This window comes from Thauera sp. 27 (genome assembly GCF_000310125.2).
Lineage (GTDB): Bacteria > Pseudomonadota > Gammaproteobacteria > Burkholderiales > Rhodocyclaceae > Thauera > Thauera mechernichensis.
Window position 1 is genome coordinate 82,053 of sequence record NZ_AMXB01000008.1, and the last position, 22,652, is coordinate 104,704.

The 22,652-nt window shown below is 67.6% G+C and carries 22 protein-coding genes and 1 tRNA gene; 14 read left to right on the forward strand and 9 right to left on the reverse strand.

Annotation, left to right across the window (positions count from 1 at the left end):
- Positions 1-18: 18 nt before the first annotated feature.
- The 3 genes from B447_RS06045 to gatC all read right to left on the reverse strand — a co-directional run bounded on the left by B447_RS06045 (position 19) and on the right by gatC (position 2,352).
- Positions 19-513 (reverse strand): hypothetical protein, encoded by a 495-nt coding sequence (locus B447_RS06045; protein ID WP_002937666.1) that lies wholly within the window; start codon positions 511-513, stop codon positions 19-21.
- A gap of 14 nt (positions 514-527) precedes the next feature.
- Positions 528-2,000, reverse strand: a complete 1,473-nt coding sequence (gatA, locus tag B447_RS06050) for an Asp-tRNA(Asn)/Glu-tRNA(Gln) amidotransferase subunit GatA (RefSeq protein ID WP_002937667.1) — start codon at positions 1,998-2,000, stop codon at positions 528-530.
- A gap of 64 nt (positions 2,001-2,064) precedes the next feature.
- A complete protein-coding gene (gene gatC / locus B447_RS06055) occupies positions 2,065-2,352 on the reverse strand; it encodes an Asp-tRNA(Asn)/Glu-tRNA(Gln) amidotransferase subunit GatC (protein ID WP_002925403.1) in 288 nt (95 codons plus the stop codon).
- Positions 2,353-2,518: 166 nt separating this feature from the next.
- Between gatC and B447_RS06060 the strand changes: the two genes are divergently transcribed.
- The 12 genes from B447_RS06060 (at position 2,519) to B447_RS06115 (ending at position 14,211) form a co-directional block, all read left to right on the forward strand.
- Positions 2,519-3,562, forward strand: coding sequence for a rod shape-determining protein (locus tag B447_RS06060; protein WP_002925399.1), 1,044 nt, complete (start codon positions 2,519-2,521; stop codon positions 3,560-3,562).
- A 69-nt stretch (positions 3,563-3,631) separates the two neighbouring features.
- On the forward strand, positions 3,632-4,510 hold the full coding sequence (gene mreC / locus B447_RS06065; RefSeq protein ID WP_002925397.1) for a rod shape-determining protein MreC: 879 nt from the start codon (positions 3,632-3,634) through the stop codon (positions 4,508-4,510).
- A gap of 3 nt (positions 4,511-4,513) precedes the next feature.
- Complete coding sequence (gene mreD, locus B447_RS06070; RefSeq protein ID WP_002925394.1) at positions 4,514-5,035, forward strand: rod shape-determining protein MreD; 522 nt, start codon at positions 4,514-4,516, stop codon at positions 5,033-5,035.
- 12 nt (positions 5,036-5,047) lie between these two features.
- Positions 5,048-7,060: a penicillin-binding protein 2 gene (mrdA, locus tag B447_RS06075; RefSeq protein WP_002925393.1), complete on the forward strand. Its 2,013-nt coding sequence runs from the start codon at positions 5,048-5,050 to the stop codon at positions 7,058-7,060.
- Entirely contained in the window at positions 7,057-8,199 is a 1,143-nt protein-coding gene (gene rodA, locus B447_RS06080; RefSeq protein WP_002937668.1) for a rod shape-determining protein RodA, read from the forward strand. The genes mrdA and rodA overlap by 4 nt, the downstream gene beginning before the upstream one ends.
- 15 nt (positions 8,200-8,214) lie before the next feature.
- Positions 8,215-9,339 carry a septal ring lytic transglycosylase RlpA family protein gene (locus B447_RS06085; RefSeq protein ID WP_002925387.1) on the forward strand — a complete coding sequence of 375 codons (1,125 nt, stop codon included), beginning with the start codon at positions 8,215-8,217 and terminating at the stop codon, positions 9,337-9,339.
- A gap of 173 nt (positions 9,340-9,512) precedes the next feature.
- Entirely contained in the window at positions 9,513-10,640 is a 1,128-nt protein-coding gene (locus B447_RS06090; RefSeq protein ID WP_002937669.1) for a D-alanyl-D-alanine carboxypeptidase family protein, read from the forward strand.
- 32 nt (positions 10,641-10,672) lie between these two features.
- Complete coding sequence (locus B447_RS06095; RefSeq protein WP_002937670.1) at positions 10,673-11,533, forward strand: D-amino acid aminotransferase; 861 nt, start codon at positions 10,673-10,675, stop codon at positions 11,531-11,533.
- On the forward strand, positions 11,526-11,810 hold the full coding sequence (locus tag B447_RS06100) for a YbeD family protein (RefSeq protein ID WP_002925378.1): 285 nt from the start codon (positions 11,526-11,528) through the stop codon (positions 11,808-11,810). The genes B447_RS06095 and B447_RS06100 overlap by 8 nt, the downstream gene beginning before the upstream one ends.
- The gene (gene lipB / locus B447_RS06105) at positions 11,807-12,466 is read left to right on the forward strand and encodes a lipoyl(octanoyl) transferase LipB (RefSeq protein ID WP_002925375.1); all 660 of its coding nucleotides are present in this window, start codon (positions 11,807-11,809) and stop codon (positions 12,464-12,466) included. The genes B447_RS06100 and lipB overlap by 4 nt, the downstream gene beginning before the upstream one ends.
- A gap of 72 nt (positions 12,467-12,538) precedes the next feature.
- Positions 12,539-13,486, forward strand: a complete 948-nt coding sequence (lipA, locus tag B447_RS06110; RefSeq protein WP_002925374.1) for a lipoyl synthase — start codon at positions 12,539-12,541, stop codon at positions 13,484-13,486.
- Between the two features lie 2 nt (positions 13,487-13,488).
- A complete protein-coding gene (locus tag B447_RS06115; protein ID WP_002925373.1) occupies positions 13,489-14,211 on the forward strand; it encodes an SIMPL domain-containing protein in 723 nt (240 codons plus the stop codon).
- A gap of 39 nt (positions 14,212-14,250) precedes the next feature.
- Here B447_RS06115 and B447_RS06120 read toward each other — a convergent pair whose 3' ends face one another.
- Positions 14,251-14,898, reverse strand: a complete 648-nt coding sequence (locus tag B447_RS06120; protein ID WP_002937673.1) for a pentapeptide repeat-containing protein — start codon at positions 14,896-14,898, stop codon at positions 14,251-14,253.
- Positions 14,899-15,147: 249 nt separating this feature from the next.
- Between B447_RS06120 and B447_RS06125 the strand changes: the two genes are divergently transcribed.
- Positions 15,148-17,142: a UvrD-helicase domain-containing protein gene (locus tag B447_RS06125; protein WP_002925371.1), complete on the forward strand. Its 1,995-nt coding sequence runs from the start codon at positions 15,148-15,150 to the stop codon at positions 17,140-17,142.
- Positions 17,143-17,241: 99 nt separating this feature from the next.
- On the opposite strand, the gene B447_RS06130 is transcribed toward B447_RS06125, so the two are convergent.
- Entirely contained in the window at positions 17,242-17,691 is a 450-nt protein-coding gene (locus tag B447_RS06130) for a c-type cytochrome (protein ID WP_002937674.1), read from the reverse strand.
- Positions 17,692-17,840: 149 nt separating this feature from the next.
- Here B447_RS06130 and B447_RS06135 point away from each other — a divergent pair.
- Positions 17,841-17,917, forward strand: a tRNA-Arg gene (locus tag B447_RS06135).
- A 205-nt stretch (positions 17,918-18,122) separates the two neighbouring features.
- On the opposite strand, the gene B447_RS06140 is transcribed toward B447_RS06135, so the two are convergent.
- The 4 genes from B447_RS06140 to B447_RS06155 all read right to left on the reverse strand — a co-directional run bounded on the left by B447_RS06140 (position 18,123) and on the right by B447_RS06155 (position 22,649).
- Positions 18,123-18,869 (reverse strand): phosphatase PAP2 family protein, encoded by a 747-nt coding sequence (locus tag B447_RS06140; RefSeq protein WP_002937675.1) that lies wholly within the window; start codon positions 18,867-18,869, stop codon positions 18,123-18,125.
- 4 nt (positions 18,870-18,873) lie between these two features.
- Positions 18,874-20,595: a phosphoethanolamine transferase gene (locus B447_RS06145; protein WP_002937676.1), complete on the reverse strand. Its 1,722-nt coding sequence runs from the start codon at positions 20,593-20,595 to the stop codon at positions 18,874-18,876.
- A gap of 100 nt (positions 20,596-20,695) precedes the next feature.
- The gene (locus B447_RS06150) at positions 20,696-22,012 is read right to left on the reverse strand and encodes a sensor histidine kinase (protein WP_002937677.1); all 1,317 of its coding nucleotides are present in this window, start codon (positions 22,010-22,012) and stop codon (positions 20,696-20,698) included.
- A complete protein-coding gene (locus B447_RS06155; protein WP_002937678.1) occupies positions 21,981-22,649 on the reverse strand; it encodes a response regulator transcription factor in 669 nt (222 codons plus the stop codon). The genes B447_RS06150 and B447_RS06155 overlap by 32 nt, the downstream gene beginning before the upstream one ends.
- Between the last annotated feature and the right edge of the window lie 3 nt (positions 22,650-22,652).

The following is a 22,652-nucleotide window of genomic DNA, read 5'->3' on the forward strand; positions in this document are numbered from 1 at the left end:
GCGGCCCGCCACCGGGGGTCAGTGGCACTGGCCGTTGGACCGATCGACGATGATCGGCCACAGGTAATCGAAGGCGCCGCGGGTGCAGCGTGCGGCGCAGTTGGCAAAGCCCACGGTGACGGCATTGCCCTGCTCGAAGATGTCCACCGTGCAGCCGTCGTCTGCCTGCAGGCGCACACTCGGCTTTTCGCGCGTCTGCACGAACGGGCCATGGAAGCTGCAGCGGCCGCGCTGCGGGATATCGACCACGGCGCTGAACGTTTCCACCCGCGATTGCGCAACGGCCAGCGTGATGCGCGTCGCGTAGCCGGCCTCGTCACGGAAGCTGCAGTCGGTGCGCACCTCGAGCGGGCGCCAGGGCATCGGTCGCAGGCGTGCTCCGGCCGAGCTCGGGCTGGCGAGCACCTCGTCACTCACGGCGTCGGCAGGCGGCGTACCAGGCTGGGCGCATGCGCCCAGCAGCATCGCTGCTGCCAGCGCTGCGATCCGGCTTGCAGGCTGCCGCCGCTGCATACCCGCTCCGAGGCTCAGGCAGTGCCCGCCGGCCGGCGGGCATGCCAGTCGGTGGCCTGCTGGAAGCGGTGCGCAGCTTGCAGCAGGCGCGTCTCGGCGAAGTAGTCGCCGATCAGTTGCAGGCCCACCGGCAGGCCATCGGCGCCAAAGCCGGCCGGGTGAGACAGCCCGGGCAGGCCGGCGAGGTTGACTGCGATGGTGTAGATGTCCGACAGATACATCTGCACCGGGTCGTCGGACTTCTCGCCCAGGGCCCAGGCGGTGGTCGGCGTGGTCGGGCCGGCGATCACGTCGCAGTGCTGCAGTGCAGCCTGGAAGTCCTGTGCGATCAGGCGGCGCAGGCGTTGTGCCTGCAGGTAGTAGGCGTCGTAGTAGCCGTGCGAGAGCACGTAGGTGCCGACCAGGATGCGGCGCTTGACCTCGGCGCCGAAGCCCTCCGCACGGCTCTTGCTGTACATGTCTGCTAGGTCGCCGTAGTCTGCGGCGCGGTGGCCGTAGCGCACGCCGTCGAAGCGGGACAGGTTGCTCGAGCACTCGGCAGGTGCGATCACGTAATAGGCGGGGATCGCCAGCTTCGCGTTCGGCAGCGACACTTCGACCGTTGTCGCGCCGAGCGCGCGGTACTGGTCGAGCGCCGTCTCGATGGCGGCGCGCACGTCGTCGGCCATGCCCTCGGCGAAGAACTCGCGCGGCAGGCCGATGCGCAGGCCCTCCAGCGGCTTTGCCGCCGCGGGGGCGGCAAGTGCAGCGGCGTAGTCCTCGGTCGGGCGCTCCAGGCTGGTGGAGTCGCGCTCGTCGAAGCCCGTCATCGCCGACAGCAGCAGTGCGCAGTCCTCGGCGCTGGCGCCGAAGGCCCCGGCCTGGTCGAGCGAGGAGGCGTAGGCGATCATGCCGTAGCGGCTCACCAGGCCGTAGCTGGGCTTGATGCCGGTGATACCGCAGAAGGCGGCCGGCTGGCGCACCGAGCCGCCGGTATCGGTGCCGGTGGCGACCGGCACCAGGCGCGCGGCCACGGCAGCGGCGGAGCCGCCCGAAGAGCCGCCGGGCACGCGCGCCGTGTTCCAGGGGTTCTTCACTGCGCCGAAGGCCGAGTTCTCGTTGGACGAGCCCATCGCGAATTCGTCCATGTTGGCCTTGCCCAGGCACACGGCGCCGGCGGCCTTGAGCAGGCTGACGACGTGGGCGTCGTAAGGGCTGACGAAATTGCCGAGCATCTTCGAGCCGCAGGTGGTCAGCACGCCTTCGGTGCAGAACACGTCCTTGTGCGCGAGCGGGATGCCGGTGAGGGCGCCGGCCGTACCGGCAGCGATGCGTTCGTCGGCGGCACGGGCCGCGGCGAGCGCACCGTCGCGGTCGACGGTGATGAAGGCATTGAGGCCCGGGTTGTGTGCGTCGATGCGGTCGAGGAACAGGCTTGCAAGCTCGACGGCGGAGAGCTGCCGCGTATCGAGTGCGCGGCGCAGTTCCGGAAGGGAGGCGTTGATCATGGTCTGGGCGGGCAGGTGGATGCCGCGGTGGCGGCCAACGACGGGGGCAGGACCGCGGGGCGGGTCATTCGATGACTTTCGGCACCAGATAGAGGCCGGCTTCGGTCTGCGGTGCGACCTTCTGGAAGGCGTCGCGGCGGTCTGGCTCGGTGACGAGGTCGGGGCGCAGGCGGGTGGCGAGCTCCTGCGGATGGCTCATTGGCTCGACCCCTTTGGTGTCGACCGCCTGCATCTGCTCGATGAGCTCGAAGATCCCGTTCAGCTTGGCACGGGTGGCGTCCAGTTCGGCGTCGGAGAGCGCGATGCGCGCGAGGCGGGCGATGTGCCCGACTTGATCATTGGACAGCGACATGAGGTAACAAAACCTGCTGAATCCACAAAGGTTTGTAGGTTATCATAATCATCTTTGCCCCGCCTGGGGCTGCACTGCATTGCAGCACGGGCGGGGTTTCGTGTTGCTGCGGGATTCAGGCGATGCGGCACGCGGCTCGACCACTCCACCGGTTTCGGAACCATTCATGTTCGGTTTTCTCCGCTCCTACTTCTCCAACGATCTCGCGATCGATCTCGGCACCGCCAACACCCTGATCTACGTGCGCGGCAAGGGCATCGTCCTCGACGAACCCTCGGTGGTGGCGATCCGCACCGAGGGCGGGCCCAACGCCAAGCGCTCCATCCAGGCGGTCGGTCACCAGGCCAAGCTCATGCTCGGCAAGACGCCCGGCAACATCACTGCCATCCGGCCGATGAAGGACGGCGTGATCGCCGATTTCGTCGTCACCGAGCAGATGATCAAGCAGTTCATCAAAAAGGTGCACGACTCGCGCCTGCTGTCGCCCAGTCCGCGCATCATCATCTGCGTGCCCTGCGGTTCGACCCAGGTCGAGCGCCGCGCGATCCGCGACGCGGCCCTGGCGGCCGGCGCCTCGCAGGTATTCCTGATCGAGGAGCCCATGGCGGCGGCGATCGGCGCCGGCCTGCCGGTGTCGGACGCCACCGGCTCGATGGTGGTCGACATCGGCGGCGGCACCACCGAGGTCGGCGTGATCTCGCTCGGCGGCATGGTCTATGCAGGCAGCGTGCGTGTCGGTGGCGACAAGTTCGACGAAGCCATCGTCAATTACATCCGCCGCAACTACGGCATGCTCATCGGCGAGACCACCGCCGAGAACATCAAGAAGGAAATCGGCTCCGCCTTCCCCGGTTCCGAGGTGCGCGAGATGGAGGTCAAGGGCCGCAACCTGGCCGAGGGCATTCCGCGCAGCTTCACCATCTCGTCCAACGAGATCCTCGAGGCGCTCACCGAGCCGATGAACCAGATCGTGTCCGCGGTCAAGATCGGCCTCGAGCAGACCCCGCCCGAACTGGGTGCCGACATCGCCGAGCGCGGCATGATGCTCACCGGCGGCGGCGCCCTGGTGCGCGACCTCGACCGCCTGCTGATGGAAGAGACCGGCCTGCCGGTGGTCGTGGCCGAGGAGCCGCTGACCTGCGTCGCCCGCGGCTGCGGCATGGCGCTCGACAAGATGGACCAGCTCGCTTCCATCTTCACCTCCGAGTGATGCCCCGCCCCGGCCTGCGCGCCGGGGCCCGGCTTCGCGCCTCAACCTGACGGCCCTGGTTTCTAGCGGATGTCTTTCGTCGGCCATCAGCCTCCTCCGATCTTCAAGCGCGGCCTGGCCCCCCTGGCGCGCCTGTTCATGTTCGTCGCCCTGTGCCTGGTGCTGCTGGTGGCCGACCTGCGCTTCCGCTACCTCGAGGTGGTGCGCAACGGCCTGTCGGTGATCACCTATCCGCTGCAGATGGCGGCCTCCACGCCGGCCGACGTGGTGCGCAATGCCGCGCGCTACTTCGGCACCCTGATCGACGTCCAGCTCGAGAACGCCGAGCTGCGCCGCCACCAGCTCGACGTCGGTGAGCGCCTGTTGCGCTTCGACCATCTCGAGCGCGAGAACGCCGAGCTGCGCGGCCTGCTCGAGATGTCGCAGCGCATCGCCGTACGCAGCGTCGCCGCCGACATCCTCTACAACGCGCCCGACCCCTTCGCACGCAAGGTCATCCTCGATCGCGGCGCGCAGCAGGGCGTGGAGCCGGGGCTGGCGGTGGTCGATGCCCAGGGCGTCATCGGGCAGGTCACGCGTGTGCATCCGATCCAGTCCGAGGTGACGCTGCTCACCGACCGTCGCCAGTCGATTCCGGTGAGCGTGGTGCGCAACGGCGTGCGCGGCGTGCTCTACGGCACCGGTCGCGGCAGCCTGGAGATGCGTCATGTGCTGGCCGACGTCGATATTCAGCCCGGCGACCAGCTGGTGACGTCCGGCCTGGACGGCGTCTATGTGCCGGGCCTGCCGGTGGCGAAGGTGCTCAGCGTCAATCGCGAGGCCGATGCCTTTGCCCGCATCGACTGCGAACCGCTCGCCGCCATCGAGCGCAGTGTGCAGGTGCTGGTGGTGGGGCGTGCGGCGTATCCGCCTCCGCCCCCGGCCTCCGAGCCCGAAGGGAGGCGCTGAGCCATGCAGCCGACCAACCGCTCCAGCCGCATCCTGCTGCCGGTCAAGCTCTGGTTCGTTTACCTGAGCCTGTTCGCGGCACTGGGCCTCGAATACATCCCGACTGGCCGCACCCCCGGCCTGCCCGACTGGGTGGCGCTGGTGCTCGCCTTCTGGTGCGTGCGCGAGCCGCTGCGCATCGGCATGGGCGTGGGCTTCGTGTTTGGCCTGCTGGTCGATGTCGGCCTGGGCGCGGCCATGGGCCAGCATGCGCTGGCCTACGTGGTGCTCGCCTACCTTGCCAACACCCTGGCGCGCCGCGTGCTGTGGTTCCCGTCGTGGCAGCAGGCGCTGCATGTGCTGCCCCTGCTGCTGCTGGCGCAGCTCCTGATGATGGCGGTACGCCTGCTGGCGGGAGGGGAGTTCCCCGGCTGGTCCTATTTCCTGTCGAGCTTCAGCAGTGCGCTGCTGTGGGCGCCGCTGTCCTTCCTGCTGCTGCTGCCGCAATACCAGCCGGTGGAGCGCGATGACAATCGCCCCATCTGAGGCGGGGCGCCGATGACCGAGTTTCGCACACCGGCCGCCGATCTTGCCCGCTTCAGGCTGCGTGTAGTGGTGGCGGCCGTGTTCGTCCTCATCTGCCTCGGCCTGCTCGCGGCACGCTTCCACTTCCTGCAGGTCCAGCGTCACGACTACTTCCTGACCCGCGCCGAAGACAACCGCATCGCGCTGCTGCCGGTGGTGCCGCACCGCGGCACCATTGTCGACCGCAACGGCGTCGTGCTGGCGCGCAACTACGCCACCTACACCCTGGAGATCATGCCTTCCGAGGTGCGCGACCTCGAGGGGACGCTGGCCGAGCTTTCCACCCTGGTGCCGATCGAGCCCCGCGACCTGCGCCGCTTCCGCAAGCTGTTCGAGGAGAGTCGCAACTTCGAGAGCGTGCCGGTGCGCAGCCGGCTCACCGACGAGGAGGTGGCGCGTGTGGTGTCGCAGCGCTACCGCCTGCCCGGGGTGGATGTGCGTGCCCGCCTGCTGCGCGACTACCCCCAGGGCACGACCGCGGCGCATGTGGTGGGCTACATCGGCCGCATCAACGAGCGCGACGTCGAGCGCATCGAGGAGCGCGGCCAGACCGCCAACTATCGCGGCACCCTGCACATCGGCAAGGCCGGCCTGGAACAGTCCTACGAGGCCGAACTGCATGGCACCACCGGCGTCGAGCAGGTCGAAGTCAACGCCAGCGGGCGTGCGGTGCGCGCGCTGTCCCACACCCCGGCCAGTTCGGGCAACGATCTCGAGCTTACCCTGGACATCGAGTTGCAGCGGGTGGCCGAGACTGCCTTCGGCGACCGCCGCGGTGCGCTGGTGGCGATCGAGCCCTCCACCGGCGGCGTGCTCGCCCTGGTATCGATGCCGACCTACGACCCCAACCTCTTCGTCGATGGCATCTCCACGCAGGACTGGCGCGCGCTCAACGAGTCGCCCGACCATCCCCTGCTGCACCGCGCCATCTACTCCACCTATCCGCCAGGCTCCACCTTCAAGCCCTTCATGGCGCTCGCCGGGCTGGAAACCGGCAAGCGCACGGCGAGGCAGGCAATCCACGACGTCGGTTATTTCAACTTCGGCGGCCATCGCTTCATGGATGACAAGATCGGCGGCCACGGCATGGTCGACCTGCACAAGTCGATCGTGGTGTCGTGCAACACCTACTACTACCAGCTCGCCAACGAGCTCGGCATCGAGGGCATCGCCAGCTTCATGGCGCCCTTCGGCTTCGGTGATCGCACCGGCATCGACCTGCCGGGCGAAGCCATCGGTGTGCTGCCGTCCCCGGAATGGAAGCGCAACCGCTTCCGCAAGCCCGAGCAACAGCGCTGGTACGCGGGCGAGACCATCTCGGTCGGCATCGGCCAGGGCTACAACGCCTTCACGCCGCTGCAGCTCGCCAACGCGATGGCAGCCCTGGTCAATGACGGCAAGCTGTTCCGCCCGCACGTGGTCAAGTACGTGGTCGATTCGCGTACCGGCGAGCGGCGGGCGATCGAGCCCGAGCCGCTGCGCGAGATCCCGCTCAAGCAGGCGCATCTCAAGGCCGTGCTGGACGCCATGGTGGATGTAAACAAGAGCGGCACCGGGCGGCGGGCCTTCCAGGGTGCGCCCTACAGCGTTGGCGGCAAGACCGGTACCGCCCAGGTGTTCTCGCTGCGCGGCCAGCGCTATGTCGAGAAGAACGTGCGCGAGCGCCTGCGCGACCACTCCTGGTTCGTCGCCTACGCGCCCGCCGAGAACCCCAAGATCGCGCTTGCCGTGCTGGTCGAGAACGGCGGCTTCGGCTCGCAGTCGGCTGCACCCATTGCCCGCCAGGTGATCGACTACTACCTGCTCGACCAGCGCGCAGGTGCGCCTGCAGCGGAAGACGACAACGCCACCGAGTCCGAGGATGCGGCCAATGGCACAGCGCCGGCGCGTACCGGCGAGGGTGATCCGCCGCCGCGCGAACCTGCTGCGCCCGCCGTGCCGCAGGCAGCATTGGTGCCTGGGCAGCCGACGAGGGTGACGCGATGAACGAGACCCGCTTCAATCCGTTCGCGCTGCTGCGCGCCGCCGTTCGCCCGCTCGACCCGGTGCTGCTGGTGCTGCTCGCCGTGCTGCTGGCGAGCGCCCACGTCCTGATGCAGAGCGCCTCGCCCGAGCGTGTCGATTCGCAACTCACCCATTTCGCCATCGCGCTGCTGGGCATGTGGGCGTTGGCGCTGCTCAAGCCGCAGCGCCTGCTCGCGCTGGCGGTGCCACTCTACGTGCTGGGCGTGTTGCTGCTGATCGCGGTGGACCTGTTCGGCGAGGTGTCGAAGGGGGCGCAGCGCTGGCTGGACCTGGGCGTGGCACGTATCCAGCCCTCGGAACTGATGAAGATCGCCATGCCGTTGATGCTGGCCTGGTTCTTCCAGCAGCGCGAGGCCCAGACGCGGGCGCTGGATTTTTGCGTCGCGGCGGCATTGCTCGTGGCCCCCGTGGCGCTGATCTTGATCCAGCCCGACCTGGGTACCAGCCTGCTGGTGGCGGCCTCGGGTATCTTCGTGATCTTCTTCGCCGGGCTGTCGTGGAAGCTGATCATTCCGCTGGTGGTCGCCGGCGTGATCGGCCTGGGCTCGATCGTCGCCTTCGGCGACACGCTGTGCCAGCCCGAAGTGGACTGGCAGGTGCTGCGCGAGTACCAGAAGCAGCGCGTGTGCACCCTGCTCGACCCCACCCGCGACCCGCTCGGCAAGGGCTTCCACATCATCCAGTCGACGATCGCGATCGGCTCGGGCGGCCTCATGGGCAAGGGTTGGATGGATGGCACCCAGACCCACCTCGCCTTCCTGCCCGAGCGCCACACCGACTTCATCTTCGCCGTGCTCGCCGAGGAGTTCGGCCTGATCGGTGCGGTGGCCCTGCTCGTCGTGTACGTGCTCATGCTGCTGCGCGGCTTTCACATTGCCGCCAACGCGCCGACCCATGCGACGCGGCTGCTGGCCGGCGCAATCACGATGATCCTGTTTACCTACGCCTTCGTGAACATGGGCATGGTCAGCGGCATCCTGCCCGTAGTGGGCGTGCCACTGCCCTTCATCAGTTATGGCGGAACTGCACTGGTCACGCTCTGTCTGGGCATCGGTATCCTGATGAGCATCCAGCGCAGCCGCTTTGCAGACAAGACCTGACCTTCGGACGGAAAGATGAATCCGACGCCTTCGACCTCCCCTGCCGGTGCCGCGCGCGCTGCCGGCAGCCGGCTCCTGCCCCTGTCGTTCTGCCTGGCCCTGTTCGCCGGTTTGCTCTCCGGTTGCGGCTCGACCCCCAGACAGGGCGACGAACCGGTCGCCAGCGCGCCGACGACGCAGCCGGCTGCGCGCGCGCCAGCACCGGCGCGCGCGACGCGTGGCGGAGGCTATTACCTGGACGACGGTCCCGACGACGTGTTGCCCGACGACCTCGACAACATCCCCGATGCCGAGCCTCGCGCGGAGCCTCTGCACCGCTTTGCCAACAGGCCTTACCACGTGATGGGGCAGAGCTTCGTGCCGGTGACCGAAGTGCGCCCTTTCCGCCAGCGTGGCCACGCGAGCTGGTACGGACGGCGCTTCCACGGCCGGCCGACCTCGAGCGGCGAGCCCTACGACATGTACGCCATGACCGCTGCGCACCCGACGCTGCCGATCCCGAGCTACGTGCGCGTCACCCATCTCGACAACGGGCGTTCGGTGGTGGTGCGGGTCAATGACCGCGGCCCCTTCCTGCGCGGCCGTGTCATCGACCTGTCGTACGCTGCTGCGCACCGTCTGGGCTATATCAACGCCGGCAGCGCGCAGGTGGAGGTCGAGCAGATCCTGCCCGACGAGGCTCCCCTGGTGGCGAGCACGCGGCCGGTACCGCCGCTCGCTGCGCGCGCCGACGAGGGCGTGGTCGCTGCCGGCGAACCGGCGCTGGCCGCACGTGCGCTCGAGCCCCTGCCCGCGCCGGCCGCGTCAGCGGTCGACATGCAGGGCAGCACAGCGCCGGCGCCGACGTCCGCCGCACTCGCAACGGCCGATGGCGCCGGCGGGCTGGTGCCGCCCATCGCATCGGCCAGCGGCGGCATCTTCCTGCAGCTCGGCGCCTTCGCGTCCTACGCCAACGCCGAGGGTTTCCGCGACACCGTGCAGGGCAGGGCGGCGGCGCTGGCCGAGCGCTTCGAGCTGCTCGCCGACGGCGAACGCTTCCGGCTCCATGCCGGTCCCTACGAGTCGGTCGATGCGGCACGCAGCGCCGCCGAGCGCATGGGCAGCCTGCTCAAGCTCAAGCCCTTCGTGGTGGTGCGCTGAGCCAGCGCGGCAGGCGGGATGCAACAAAGCCTTTCGTTTTGGGTCTGTCATCGACCGGCGCCTATAATTGGGCCGCTGCGCCGGGGCCAGCCAGCCAGTGGGGCCGACAGGGCCCCGCGCCGAGCCGCTCGTGCCGCCCCGCGTCTTCCTTCTTCCATTCCCCGGGTTTCGTCATGCGTTTTCTGATCGCCGTTCTTGTCTCGCTGTTTTCGTTGACTGCACTTGCGCAGTCCGTGCCGCCGCCGGTGCTGGCCGCCAATGCCTGGGTCCTGGCGGACCACGCCACCGGCCAGACCCTGGTCGCCAAAGATGCGGACACCCGCATCGAGCCGGCCTCGCTCACCAAGCTGATGACGGCCTATCTCACCTTCTCGGCGCTCAAGGCGGGCACGATCGGCGCCGATCAGGTGGTGCCGGTGTCCGAGCGTGCATGGCGCATGGAGGGCTCGCGCATGTTCATCGAGCCGCGCAAGGAGGTCACGGTCGATGAGCTGATCAAGGGCATCATCGTGCAGTCGGGCAACGACGCCTGCGTCGCCATCTCCGAGCTGATCGCCGGCAGCGAGGAGGCCTTCGCGGCGCTCATGAATCGCGAGGCCCAGCGCCTGGGCATGCGCAACACCAACTTCACCAACTCCACCGGCCTGCCCGATCCGCAGCTCTACACCACCGCCAACGACCTTGCCCTGCTGGCGAGCGCGATCATCCGCGACTTCCCCGAGTACTTCAGCCTGTACTCGATGAAGGAGTTCACCTACAACAACATCCGCCAGCCCAACCGCAACCGCCTGCTGTACATGGACCCCACCGTCGATGGCATGAAGACCGGCCACACCAGCACGGCCGGCTACTGCCTGGTGTCCACTGCCGAGCGCGGCCCCCGCCGCCTGGTGGCGGTCGTGCTCGGCGCCGCCTCGGACACCGTGCGTGCGCAGGAGTCGCTCAAGCTGCTCAATTTCGGCTTCCAGTTCTACGACACGGTCAAGCTCTACAAGGCCGAGGAGGCGCTGTCGCAGTTCCGCGTCTGGAAGGGCAAGGTGAACGAGCTGCCGGTGGGCTTCACCACCGACTTCGTGATGTCGCTGCCCAAGGAATCGGCCGACAAGATCCAGGTCACGCTGGAGAGCCGCCAGCCGCTCGTCGCGCCGATCGAGAAGGGCCAGGAGGTGGGCGTGCTGTCGCTGCGGATCGATGGCGAGCAGATCGGCCAGTATCCTGTGCTTGCCCTCCAGGACGTACCGGTGGCCGGTTTCTTCGGCCGCCTGTGGGATGCGATCGTGATGTTGTTCAAGCGCCTGTGATCGGCGCGAGCCTCTCAGTTGGAGACCCCACGATGGTGACTGCTTTCGTCAATGGCCAGTACCTCCCGCTTGCCGAGGCGCGTGTGTCGCCGATGGACCGCGGCTTCCTGTTCGGCGATGGCGCCTACGAGGTCATCCCGGTGTACTCGCGGCGGCCCTTCCGCGTCGATGAGCACGTCGCCCGCCTGGCCAGCACGCTGGCGGCGATGCGGCTGAACAACCCCCATACGGCACCGGCTTGGAAGGCGATCATCGGCGAGATCGTCGCCCGCAACCCGTGGGAGGACCAGTCGGTCTACCTGCAGGTGACGCGCGGCGCCGACAGCAAGCGCAACCACGCCTTCCCCGGCCCCGAAATCCAGCCCACCGTCTTCCTGATGAGCGAGCCGCTGGTCACGCCGGGCGCCGAGCAGCTCGCGCGCGGTGTCGCGGCGGTGAGCGCGGCCGACATCCGCTGGCTGCGCTGCGACCTCAAGACCGTATCGATGCTGGCCAACTGTCTGCTGCGCCAGCACGCGATCGACAATGGCTGCGCGGAGACCGTGCTGTTCCGCGACAGTTTCCTCACCGAAGGTGCCGCCTCCAGCATCTTCGTGTGCAAGGACGGTGTGCTGCTGGTGCCGCCCAAGAGCCACCTCATGCTGCCCGGCATCACCTACGACGTGGTGCTCGAACTCGCCCGCAGCCGCGACATGCGGCATGAGGTGCGCGAGGTGCTTGAAGCCGAGGTGCGCAGCGCCGACGAGTTGTGGATGACCTCCTCCACCAAGGAGGTGCTGCCCATCACCACGCTCGACGGCCGCCCGGTGGGCAGCGGCGAGCCTGGCCCGATGGGCCGCCAGATGTACGCCTGGTACCAGGACTTCAAGCTTACGGTGATGCGAAATGGCTGACGCTCCCGGCGCGCAGACGCGCCAGACCCTGATCGAATACCCCTGCAGCTTCCCCATCAAGGTGATGGGTGTGCGCGTGGATGGCTTTGCCCAGGCGGTCACCGATGTCGTGCTGCGCCATGCGCCCGACTTCGACCCCGCAGGTGCCGAGATGCGGCCCTCGAGCAAGGGCAACTACCTGGCCGTGACCTGCACCTTCCGTGCCGTGTCCCAGGCGCAGGTCGACGCCCTGTACCGCGAGCTCACCTCGCACCCGATGGTCAAGGTGGTGCTGTGATCGTCAAGCGCCTCGGCCTGGTGGAGTACGCGCCGGCGCTCGAGGCCATGCGCGTGTTCACTGCCGAACGCGGCGCCGACACCCCCGACGAGATCTGGCTGTTGCAGCACCCGCCGGTGTACACCCTGGGCCAGGCGGGCAAGCCCGAGCATCTGCTGCAGAATCCGGCCGCCATCCCGCTGGTGCACATCGACCGCGGCGGGCAGATCACCTACCACGGTCCCGGCCAGCTGGTAGCCTACCTGTTGCTGGACCTGCACCGGCGCCGGCTCAAGGTGCGCGAACTGGTGCATCTGATGGAGCAGGCCATCATCGACACCCTGGCCGGTTATGGCTTGCATGCCGAGCGCAAGGACGGCGCGCCCGGTGTGTACGTCGCAGGCGACAAGATCGCCGCGCTTGGCCTGCGGGTCAGGAACGGCTGCAGTTACCACGGCCTCGCCATCAACGTCGATGCCGACCTCGCCCCCTTCGGCTGGATCAACCCTTGCGGCTACGAAGGCCTGAAGACGATCCGCATGCGCGATTTCGGCATCGAGGCCAGCGTGGAGGAGGTCGGCGAAGTCCTGCTCGCTCATCTGCAGCGTCTGCTGCCGCCGTTGGCGGATACCGCTGGCGCCACCGATACTGCACATCGCGCCGAGCAGGCTGTCTAAGCGACGCGCTCCGGTTCATAATCCCCCGCTCCCCCAGCGCGTCCCACGCCGAACCCACAGAGAACAGCGACCATGGAAACCCCAGTGCGCAAGCAGCGCGGCGCAGACAAGACCGCCCGCATCCCGATCAAGATCGTCCCCGCCGAACGCCTCAAGAAGCCCGACTGGATCCGCATCAAGCTCGGTGCCGGCCAGGAAGCCGAGCGCTTCAACGAGATCAAGGAGACGCTGCGCGAGCACAAGCTCCATACGGTATGCGAGGAAGCCTCGTGCCCGAACATCCATGAATGCTTCGGCAAGGGCACGGCCACCTTCATGATCATGGGCGACATCTGTACGCGGCGCTGCCCGTTCTGCGACGTCGGCCACGGCCGTCCCGATCCGCTCAATCCGAATGAGCCGATCGACCTGGCCCGCACCATCGCCGCGATGCGCCTGAACTACGTCGTCATCACCTCGGTGGACCGCGACGACCTGCGCGACGGCGGCGCCCAGCACTTCGTCGACTGCATCCGCGAGACGCGTGCGGTGTCGCCCAAGACCACCATCGAGGTGCTGGTGCCGGACTTCCGCGGCCGCATGGAGATCGCACTCGACATCTTCGACGCCGCCCCGCCCGACGTCATGAACCACAACCTCGAGACCGTGCCGCGCCTCTACAAGCAGGCGCGCCCCGGCTCAGACTATGCCTACTCGCTCAAGCTGCTCAAGGAGTTCAAGGCCCGTCATCCCGAGGTGCCGACCAAGTCCGGGCTCATGGTGGGCCTGGGCGAGACCGACGACGAGATCCTCGAGGTCATGCGCGACATGCGCGCCCACGACGTCGAGATGCTCACCATCGGCCAGTACCTGCAACCCTCCGGTGGCCACCTGCCGGTGCTGCGCTACGTGCATCCGGACACCTTCAAGATGTTCGAAACCGAAGCGCTGAAGATGGGCTTCAAGAACGCCGCCTGCGGTCCGATGGTGCGTTCGAGCTACTGGGCCGACCAGCAGGCGCACGGCGCAGGCGTAGTGTAATCATGGCCGACAGCCGGATCGGGGTCCTCCCGGCGCTGATCCTGGCCATCGGCATCGGCTTTGCCGGCATGCAGGTGGCAAAGGGCATCGAGCGCTTTCGCATGGCCGAGCGCACCATCACCGTGAAGGGTCTCGCCGAGCGCGACGTCAAGAGCGACTTTGCGGTGTGGACCCTCGCCTTCCGCCGCGCCGACAACGACTTCGGACGCGTGCAACAGGCACTCACCGCCGATCGTGAGCGCGTGCTCGCCTTCCTGCGCGCGCAGGGTTTCACCGACGACGAGATCGACGCCCGCCCCCTGCAGGTGCAGGACCTGCTCGCGCGCGAGTATGGTCCCGATCAGGTTGCCCTGCGCTTCAACGGCCGCGGACAGGTGGTGGTCAAGTCGGCGCGCGTAGACCTGGTGGCGGCGTCGTCGAACCGGGTCGATCCGCTCATCGAGGCCGGCATCCAGCTTGGCGGAGAAGGCGGCGACGGCGCGCCGCTGTATCAGCTGCGCGGCTTCAACGACGTCAAGCCGATGCTGCTCGAGGAAGCCACCCTCAGCGCCCGCGAACAGGCACGCAAGTTTGCCGCTGACGCTGGCGCAAGGCTCGGTGCCTTGCGCAGTGCCAACCAGGGCACGATCCGCATCCTCGACGACGACGGCTCGGAGATGGACAGCTCGCGCACCATCGGCAAGCGTTTGCGCGTGGTCAGCACCTTCGAGTTCACGCTCGACTGAGTTGTCCCCCGCTCAGCGCGGTGGTCGTTCCTCGCTTGCTCACGGGCAACCCTTGCAGCCGTCGGTCTGGGCGTTGAGGAAGATCGCCTGCTCGATGTTGGCCCCGCTCAGGTCGGCGTTGGTGAGCTGGGCGCGGGTGAAGTTGGCGCCCTGCAGGTTGGCGCCTGCGAAAGACGCGCCCGACAGCTTGGCCGCGCGCAGGTTGGCACGCTGCAGGTCGGCGCCGTCGAAGCGGGCGCCCTCCGCCCGGGCATTGGTCAGGTCGGCGCCACCAAGCTGCGCCGCGCTGAAGTCCGCACCGTGTAGATCGGCGTTCTGCAGGATGGCGTTGCGCAGGTTCGCCTCCTTGAGGCTGGCATCGCCCAGGCGGGCGCCGCGCAGGTTGGTGCGCAGCATCGAGGCCCCGTCGAGGGCGATCGCGCCCATCTCGGCCTGCGAGAAGTTCGCCTCGTTGAGCGTGGCGCCGCGCAGGTTGGCACCTGACAGGTCCGATCGGGTGAACTGCGAGTTGGCGAGATTCACCCCGGGTAGCTCGGCGCCGTTCAGGTTCATGTTGGTGCACAGGGTGCCGCGGCGGATGTCGCAGCCACCGACGTTGCCGGCGCGCTGGGCTTCGGCGGGCGGTGGCAGGGTGAGCAGGGCCGCTGCGGAGAGGGCAGCGAACAGCACGGCGCGGGTCGTGGGCATGGGCAGTGGCTGGTGATGATGGAGGGCTGTCGATGGCAGCGGAACGCCGCCCTGGGTACGACAGTACGGGATCATGCGGGTTCGACAAGCCGTTTGTCGACCCGGGCGCGTGGCTGGCCGAGGTTTGGTGCCTGTTTGACGTGATCGTCCCGCTCGATCTGTAACGATGGCGCTCCTGGCGGGTGCGATCGGCTAGAATTGGCCTCCGCCACCCGCCCGGGTGGCTTCGTTTTTTGCCGTGCCGCCACGATGTCCGCCCTCCTCAACGCGCCCCAGCGCGAAGCGATCCGCTATCTCGACGGCCCCTGCCTGGTGCTGGCCGGCGCCGGCAGTGGCAAGACGCGGGTGATCACGCACAAGATCGCGCATCTGATCAACGAGTGCGGGCTCAACCCGTCCAACATCGCCGCCATCACCTTCACCAACAAGGCCGCCAAGGAGATGCAGGAACGCGTCGCCCACATCATGGGCGGGCGGGCGCCGGGCGGGCTCACGGTATGCACCTTCCACGCGCTCGGTGTGCGCATCATCCGCCAGGAGGCGAAGCACTGCGGGCTGAAGCCGCAGTTCTCCATCCTCGATGCTTCGGATACCGTGCAGATCGTGTCGGACGTTGCCGGCGATAACGACAAGGGCATCGCCAAGCAGATGCAGTGGCAGATCTCGTCGTGGAAGAACGCGATGATCACGCCCGAGGAGGCGGCGCAGCTCGCCGACAGCGAGATCGCTTCGGTCGCCGCCAAGCTCTACAAGGAATACGAGCGCACCCTGCGCGCCTACCAGGCAGTGGACTTCGACGACCTCATCTCGCTGCCGGTGCGCCTGTTCGACGAGCACCCCGAGGTGCGCGAGCGCTGGCAGAACAAGCTGCGCTATCTGCTCGTGGACGAATACCAGGACACCAACCGTGCCCAGTACCGGCTGCTGAGGTTGCTGTCAGGCGTGCGCGGCGCCTTCACCGCGGTCGGCGACGACGACCAGGCCATCTACGCCTGGCGCGGCGCGGATGTGGAGAACCTGAAGCTGCTGCAGCAGGACTATCCCAAGCTCAGGGTCATCAAGCTGGAGCAGAACTACCGCTCCTCGCGCCGCATCCTCGAGGCCGCCAACACCGTCATCGCCAACAACGAGAAGCTCTTCGACAAGCGCCTGTGGTCCGAGCACGGCCAGGGCGAGCAGATCGTCGTCACCAACTGCCGCGACGCCGAGCACGAGGCCGAATGGGTGGCGACCAAGATCACCGCGCACAAGTTCGAGCACCGCACCCGCTTCAAGGACTACGCCATCCTCTACCGCGGCAACCATCAGGCGCGCATCATCGAGCAGCAGTTGCGCAACCACCGTATCCCCTATGTGATGTCGGGCGGGCAGAGCTTCTTCGACAAGGCCGAGATCCGCGACCTGATCGCCTGGCTGCGCCTGCTGGTCAATGAAGACGACGACCTCGCCTTCATCCGCGCCATCACCACCCCGCGCCGTGGCATCGGTGCCGCCACCATCGAGGCGCTCGGCGCCTATGCCGGGCATCGCCAGTCCAGCCTGTTCGCCGCAGTGTTCGAGGAAGGGCTGACCCAGCACCTCAACGCCAAGCAACTGCAGGGTGTGCAGGAGTTTGCGGCCTACATCAACCGCCTGCAGTACCGTGCCCCGCGCGAGCCCGCGGCGCAATTGCTCGAAGACTTGTTGGCCGCCATCCGCTACGAGGCCTGGCTGTTCGAGCACTGCGACACGCGCGAGGCCGAATCCAAGTGGAGCAACGTGCGCGACTTCGTCGGCTGGCTGGGCCGCAAGGGTGAGGAGGACGGCAAGAACCTGCTCGAGCTCACCCAGACCATCGCGCTGATGTCCATGCTCGACAAGGAAGACCCCGACTTCGACGGCGTCCAGATGGCCACCCTTCACGCCTCCAAGGGCCTGGAGTTCCCCCACGTCTTCCTGGTTGGCGTCGAGGAAGGCCTGCTGCCCCACCAGAGCAGCATCGACGAGGACAAGGTCGAGGAAGAGCGCCGGCTCATGTATGTGGGCATCACCCGCGCCCAGCGCAGCCTCAACATCACCTGGTGCGAGCGGCGCAAGTCGGGCAAGGAGTTCCGCCCTTGCGAGCCGAGCCGCTTCATCGCGGAGATGGGCGGCGACATCAAGATGAACGACCGCAAGACCGCCCAGCCGGTGTCGAAAGAAGAGGGAAAGGCGCGGCTGGCCAACCTGATGGCGATGTTCGAGAACCGCGACGGCAAGGCCTGAACCGGCTGCGCGCGCAGCGACAGCCACAAAAAAGGGCAGCGCGAGGCTGCCCTTTCAGTTGCTGCGGTGCGTGTCCCGAGTCGGGTGCCGCTGCGGGTCTTACTGCTCGACCGGCGGCTCGGTGTAGCCGGCGCCGACCGTGTTGGCCAGATAGGCCACTGCGCGTGCGACTTCGGTATCGGTCAGGTCGCTGCCGCCGCCGCGTGCGGGCATCGCACCCTTGCCAGCGATGGCCGAGGCGGTCAGGCCCTCGAAGCCCAGGCCGAGACGGGCGCTCCAGCCAGCGGCGTCACCCGTCTTCGGTGCGCCCACGGCGCCCGAGTCGTGGCAGGCTGCGCAGATCGACTTGTAGATCTGCTCGCCGGTCCGCGTCCCCGGGGTAATCGTGACCGCCTGGATCTCGACGCGGGCGACGGGCTGGATCAGGGTCGCCGTGAGCTCCGGATCGACGGAGCTCTGCTTGCCACAGCCCGCCAGCAGCGCGGCTGCGACCATGGCGACGACAGGCATTGCGAGGCGGACGGGGCGCTGGTTGCGTTGGTTCGACATGCTTGGATCCTTTGACTGGTGGCGCAAGACGAGATCTAAAGCCGCGATTATAGCTGTGTAAAAACCATTGTGGCAGTGCGGCATGGACTTTGCCTGCAAACGCGGCTATGCTTCCCGGCCTTGCGTGGACGTCTTTCCACGCACACCGCGCGCCCGTAGCTCAGCTGGATAGAGTACTGCCCTCCGAAGGCAGGGGTCGGACGTTCGAATCGTCTCGGGCGCGCCAGAGAATTCAATGGGTCAGGCCTTCCCAGCATGGTCGGGAGCACGCTGCGCATGCTGCCGGAGTTCGCACCAAGTGCAGCACTTTGCGTTACTGCGCGACGGGGATTCATATCCTCTGACGAGGATCACGGATATCAAACGTAGATCTGTCGCACGGTCAGAGCGAAAAGGAGTGCTCGGTGGCTGGTCGCCGCGCCTGTATCCAGTCAAGCCCTGTGCTGATTTCCCAAGGCAAGGTCAGCGCGTAGGGCAACAGCAAGGCTCAGGCTCAGGGCCCAGGCCAACCATAAGGTCCACAGAGTGTGAGACAAGAAGTGTGCGCCCTGCAGCATGCGGGTCGTGCCCAGGATGCCGCCGGCAAGTAGGCCAGCCAGCAGTGCGCGCCTGGCGGTGCGCAGCCCTGCAGGCCGCAAGGCGACAGCCCAAACGATCCACAGGTAACCTGCCGACGCATGCCCCGCAGGGAAGCACTGCCCCGCCTTGATACCTTGCGGGGCCGCCTCGAACAGGCCGAGGTACGGTGCGTAGCCGCCAAAGTCGATCAGATCCCACGGACAGTATCGTGCTGTCAGCAGTTTTCCCAGCGAAGTCGCGATGGGGATCGCAACCATGCCGGTTGCGGCGAGCAAGGCGTTGCGTGGCGGTAGCCAGCTGAAGCGGCCCTTCCAGCCTTGCCAGCACAACCAGAGGCTGGCCGCGACGAGGATGTAGCTTACCTGCTTGGCGGCCTTATGCATCACCGCGTCCAGGAACCAGACGTGACGCAGCGGAAAAGCATCAAGCTCGCGATCGAAAAGCAAGGCGGCCAATTGGCGGTCGAGGTCAGTGGTCTCGAACACCCAAAGCAGCGTCAGTGCGCTTGCGATCAGGAGCGCGGCCTGAGACCACAGCCATGCCCGCGACGAACCCTGGCTGCAGGTGGCAAGCGGGGCGGAGATGTGTTCCGTCGGCATGGGCTCAGCTCCGGCAAGGCGTGGTGATGTCAAGGGCGTCATCGCGTACTGCCGTGTCGACGTCGAGCAAGCCAAGCACGGTATGGAAGAGGTGGTCGTGAGCCACGGGTTTGTCTGCCTCAGAACGCAGGCACTTGAGATCAAGCTGGTTACGCGCGGCAAACCCCTCTGAGAGCCACATCACCATCGGCACCTTCTTTTGCTCTGTCGGTGCAATCGCATATGGCATGCCGTGCAGGTAGAGGCCTTTCTCGCCAAGCGACTCGCCGTGATCCGAGACGTAGAGCAGCGCGCTGTCGTAGCGCGGCTCGAACGCCTTGAGCAGGTCGATGCTGCGCGCGAGCATGTGGTCGGTGTACAGCAAGGCGTTGTCGTAGCTGTTGGCGATCTGCTCGCGGCTGCACTTTGACAGGTCCTCGTCGTCGCAGGTCGGCGTGAAGCGGCGAAACGCCGCCGGGTAGCGGCGGAAGTAGGCTGGGCCGTGGTTGCCGAGCTGATGCAGCACGAGCACGAGATTGCCATTGGCGTCGCGCAGCAGGCCGCGGCTGCTCTCGAGCAGCGCCTCGTCGAGGCAGCGCTCGCCGTCGCACAGCTCGGGCAGGGCCGCGGGATCGGGGCGCATCGTCTCGACGCCGGCGCATACGCCCTTGCAGCCCGACTGGTTGTCGTTCCACACCACGCGCAGGCCGGCGCGCTGCAAGGTGTCGAGTAGCGATTCGCTGCCGCGGATGGCGTCCTCGTCGTAGTTGCGCCGCCCCTGTAGCGAGAACATGCACGGTACCGATACTTCGGTATTGGTGCCGCAGCTGGTTACGTCGTGAAAGTTGATGACCTCGCGGCGAGCGAGCTCTGGAGTAGTGTCGCGGGCTGCCGACTGCCCAGTTCCACGACTGAGTCCCCAGTTGGCCGCGCGCGCGGTCTCTCCGACCACGATCACGAACAACGCGGGCTTCTTCGACGTGGCCCAGCTCGCGCCCAGGCGGGCATCGGTGCCCACAGGCTGGCGCGGCAGCTTGGCGGCCTGGGCATCACGGCTCAGCACGCGGGCGATCGACCACAGCGGCGCGGCCGGCGTGATCAGGTAGCGCAGCTCCTTGTGGTTGCGCATCTGCCCCGAAAAGTCCTTGAACACGCTGCCGAGCGCACCTGCACCCACGATCAGCGCGAGCACGACGGCGGCGCCGCGAATCGCCAGCGCACGCTTGGGCGGTCGCTGGCGCAGGCGGGCGCGCTGAAGCACGAAGAGCAGCGGCAGGGCCAGGGCGGCGACCTTCAGGAAGAAGCCCGCCGTGAGCAGCTCGCGCGCTTCGGCGATGTTGGTGCTCAGCACGTTGCGCAGCATGCCAGGATCGAAATACACACCGAACTGGCCGGCGTAGTAGCTCGCCACCGCGGCGACCACGACCACGGCGCCCAGCAGCGGCTTGGTCGTCCACCGGTTGAGCAGCGGTGCAAGCAGCACGACATTGAGCGCGGTGAGCGCCAAGCCGATCGCGAGGACGTATTCCAGGGTGCCGCCCTCGCCCCCGCGGCTGGCAAGCAGCGCGCGCCAGAACGGGGTGTTGCTTACCAGGGTGAGGTAGGCGCCGATACCCACCAGCAGCGTCTCAGTCGAAAGTTCGGGGCGCCAGCGCCAAGCGGCACGCCAGATCGACGCGAGCGCATCAGTCGGCTTGCGGGTCGCCGTTGATGGGGAGGGAACGAAGGACAGACGCTGTTCGGGCATGATTGTGCGGAGCCGGGGAGGATCCGCGCAATCTACGAAGCGGCGTGTGAGGAAAGCGTGAGGCGGGTGTGAGGAAAGTGTGAAGGCGCACAGACCGCGGTCAGCGCTCGGTGCCGAAATCGATCGTCAGGCAGGCCCCGCCCTCAGGCCGGTTGGCGGCGCCGACCGCCCAGCCGCACGCGCTGCAGATGTGCTGCACCAGCGCCAGGCCGAGGCCGTGGCCGGGTTTACTGCCGCCGCGCCGGAAGCGCTCGAAGCTGCGTATCGGGTCTTCGCTGCCGAAACCGGGCCCGCGGTCGCAGATGGCCAGTTGGCTGCCCTCCAACACCACCTCGATCGCATGCCCTTCGCCGTGGCGCACGGCGTTGTCGAGCAGGTTGTGCAGCACCAGCGCCAGCAAGCCGGGGTCGGCGGTGATCTCGGCTTGGGGATCGATACGGATGTCCACTGCCTCCGCCCGTGCGCCCGCGGTGTGCAGGCGCGCCCAGGCGTCTCGTACTGCCGTGCTCAGGTTGACCGGCTCGATCGCCTGCGGGCGGGCCTCGCGCGCGAGCAGCAACAGGCTGTTGGCGAGCGCGGCGGTGCGGTCCGTGGTGGCGATGATGCGTTGTGCCCGGCGCCGGGCCTTGTCCGACAGCGCGGCCTCGGTCAGCAGCATTTCGGCATCGCTGCGTATGCCTGCCAGCGGGGTGCGCAACTCGTGCGACAGGTTGGCGTTGAAGTCGCGCTCGCGGGCGAGTACGGCAGCCTGCCGCGCCTCGGCCCGGTCCAGCGCGCGCGCCACGGCGAGGAGTTCGGCCTCGAGTCCGGCATGGGCGAAGGGCGTGCCGTCGCGCTCGCCCTCGACGCGCTCGGCCAGCGTCTCCAGCCCGCGGGTAAGCCGGGCAGCGATCGCGTAGACGAGGATGAAGGACAAGGCAGTCAGCACCAGGCCGCCGATCACGACCGCGGTGACCACGGCCGACTCGCGCGCGCGGTGTTCGGATTCGTCATAGACGAGGACGTAGCGTTGGCCGTCAGCCTCGCGCACGGCAACGTGCAGTTCGCGCCCGGCCGACCAGAACTCGTGATTGCCTACTGGCAGGCCGGCCAGCTTCGCGTCCAGCCCATGCGGCAGCGCTTCCCCCGGCACAAAACGGTAGAGCGTCATGGTGGGCGTCTGAGGACCGACCAGGGTGCCGAGCTGGCGGCTGTGCTCGATGCTGTAGTGCACTTGCTCGTCGAGCGTGCCCGCGATGAACTCTTCTTCCATCTCCTCGTTGAGCCGCACCAGCGCAAGCGATTGCGCGACGATCAGCACGAGCAGCATCGCCGTGACCGACAGCGCGATGCGAAGGCGCAGCCCGCCCGGCAGCCAGCGCCGAGCGCCGCGTTGCGAGGCGCCCTCAGCGGCTGACGAGCTTGTAGCCGAGGCCATGGACATTCACCACTTGGGCGGACGCATCCTCGCCGAGGGCGCGACGCAGGGTGTGCAGCACGCTGCGCAGGTTGTCGCTGCTGTCCTGCTCGTGACCCCACACGGCGATCTCGAGCTCGCGGCGGGAGAACACGCGTTCGGGCTGCGACAAGAGTTCGGCCACCAGGCGCAGGGCCTTCGGCGGCAGTGTGACGGGCTCCCCATGCAGGCACAGCGCCTGGGTCGCGGCGTTGTAGCTGAGTGCGCCGTGCTTGAGCAGGGAATCGGCCGGCCGCGCGGCATTGCGCCGCGCCAGCGCCAGCAGGCGTACCTCGAGTTCCTGCAGGGCGAAGGGCTTGACCAGATAGTCGTCGCCACCAGCCTCGAAGCCGAGCAGCTTATCCTCCAGGGCATCGCGCGCGGTCAGCACCAGGATCGGCGTCGCACATCCCTCGGTACGCAGCCGTCGCGCGAGCGCGAGACCGTCGCCGTCGGACAGGTTGCGGTCGAGGACGAGGGCATCGACCCGGGTACGCGCGAGCAAGGCCGAAGCCGCTGCGATCGAGTCGGCGTAGTCGCACTGGTGACCGCGCGCCTCGAGGTAGTCGTATATGTTCTCGGCGATGGTGCGGTCGTCTTCGATGATCAGCAGGTGCATTGG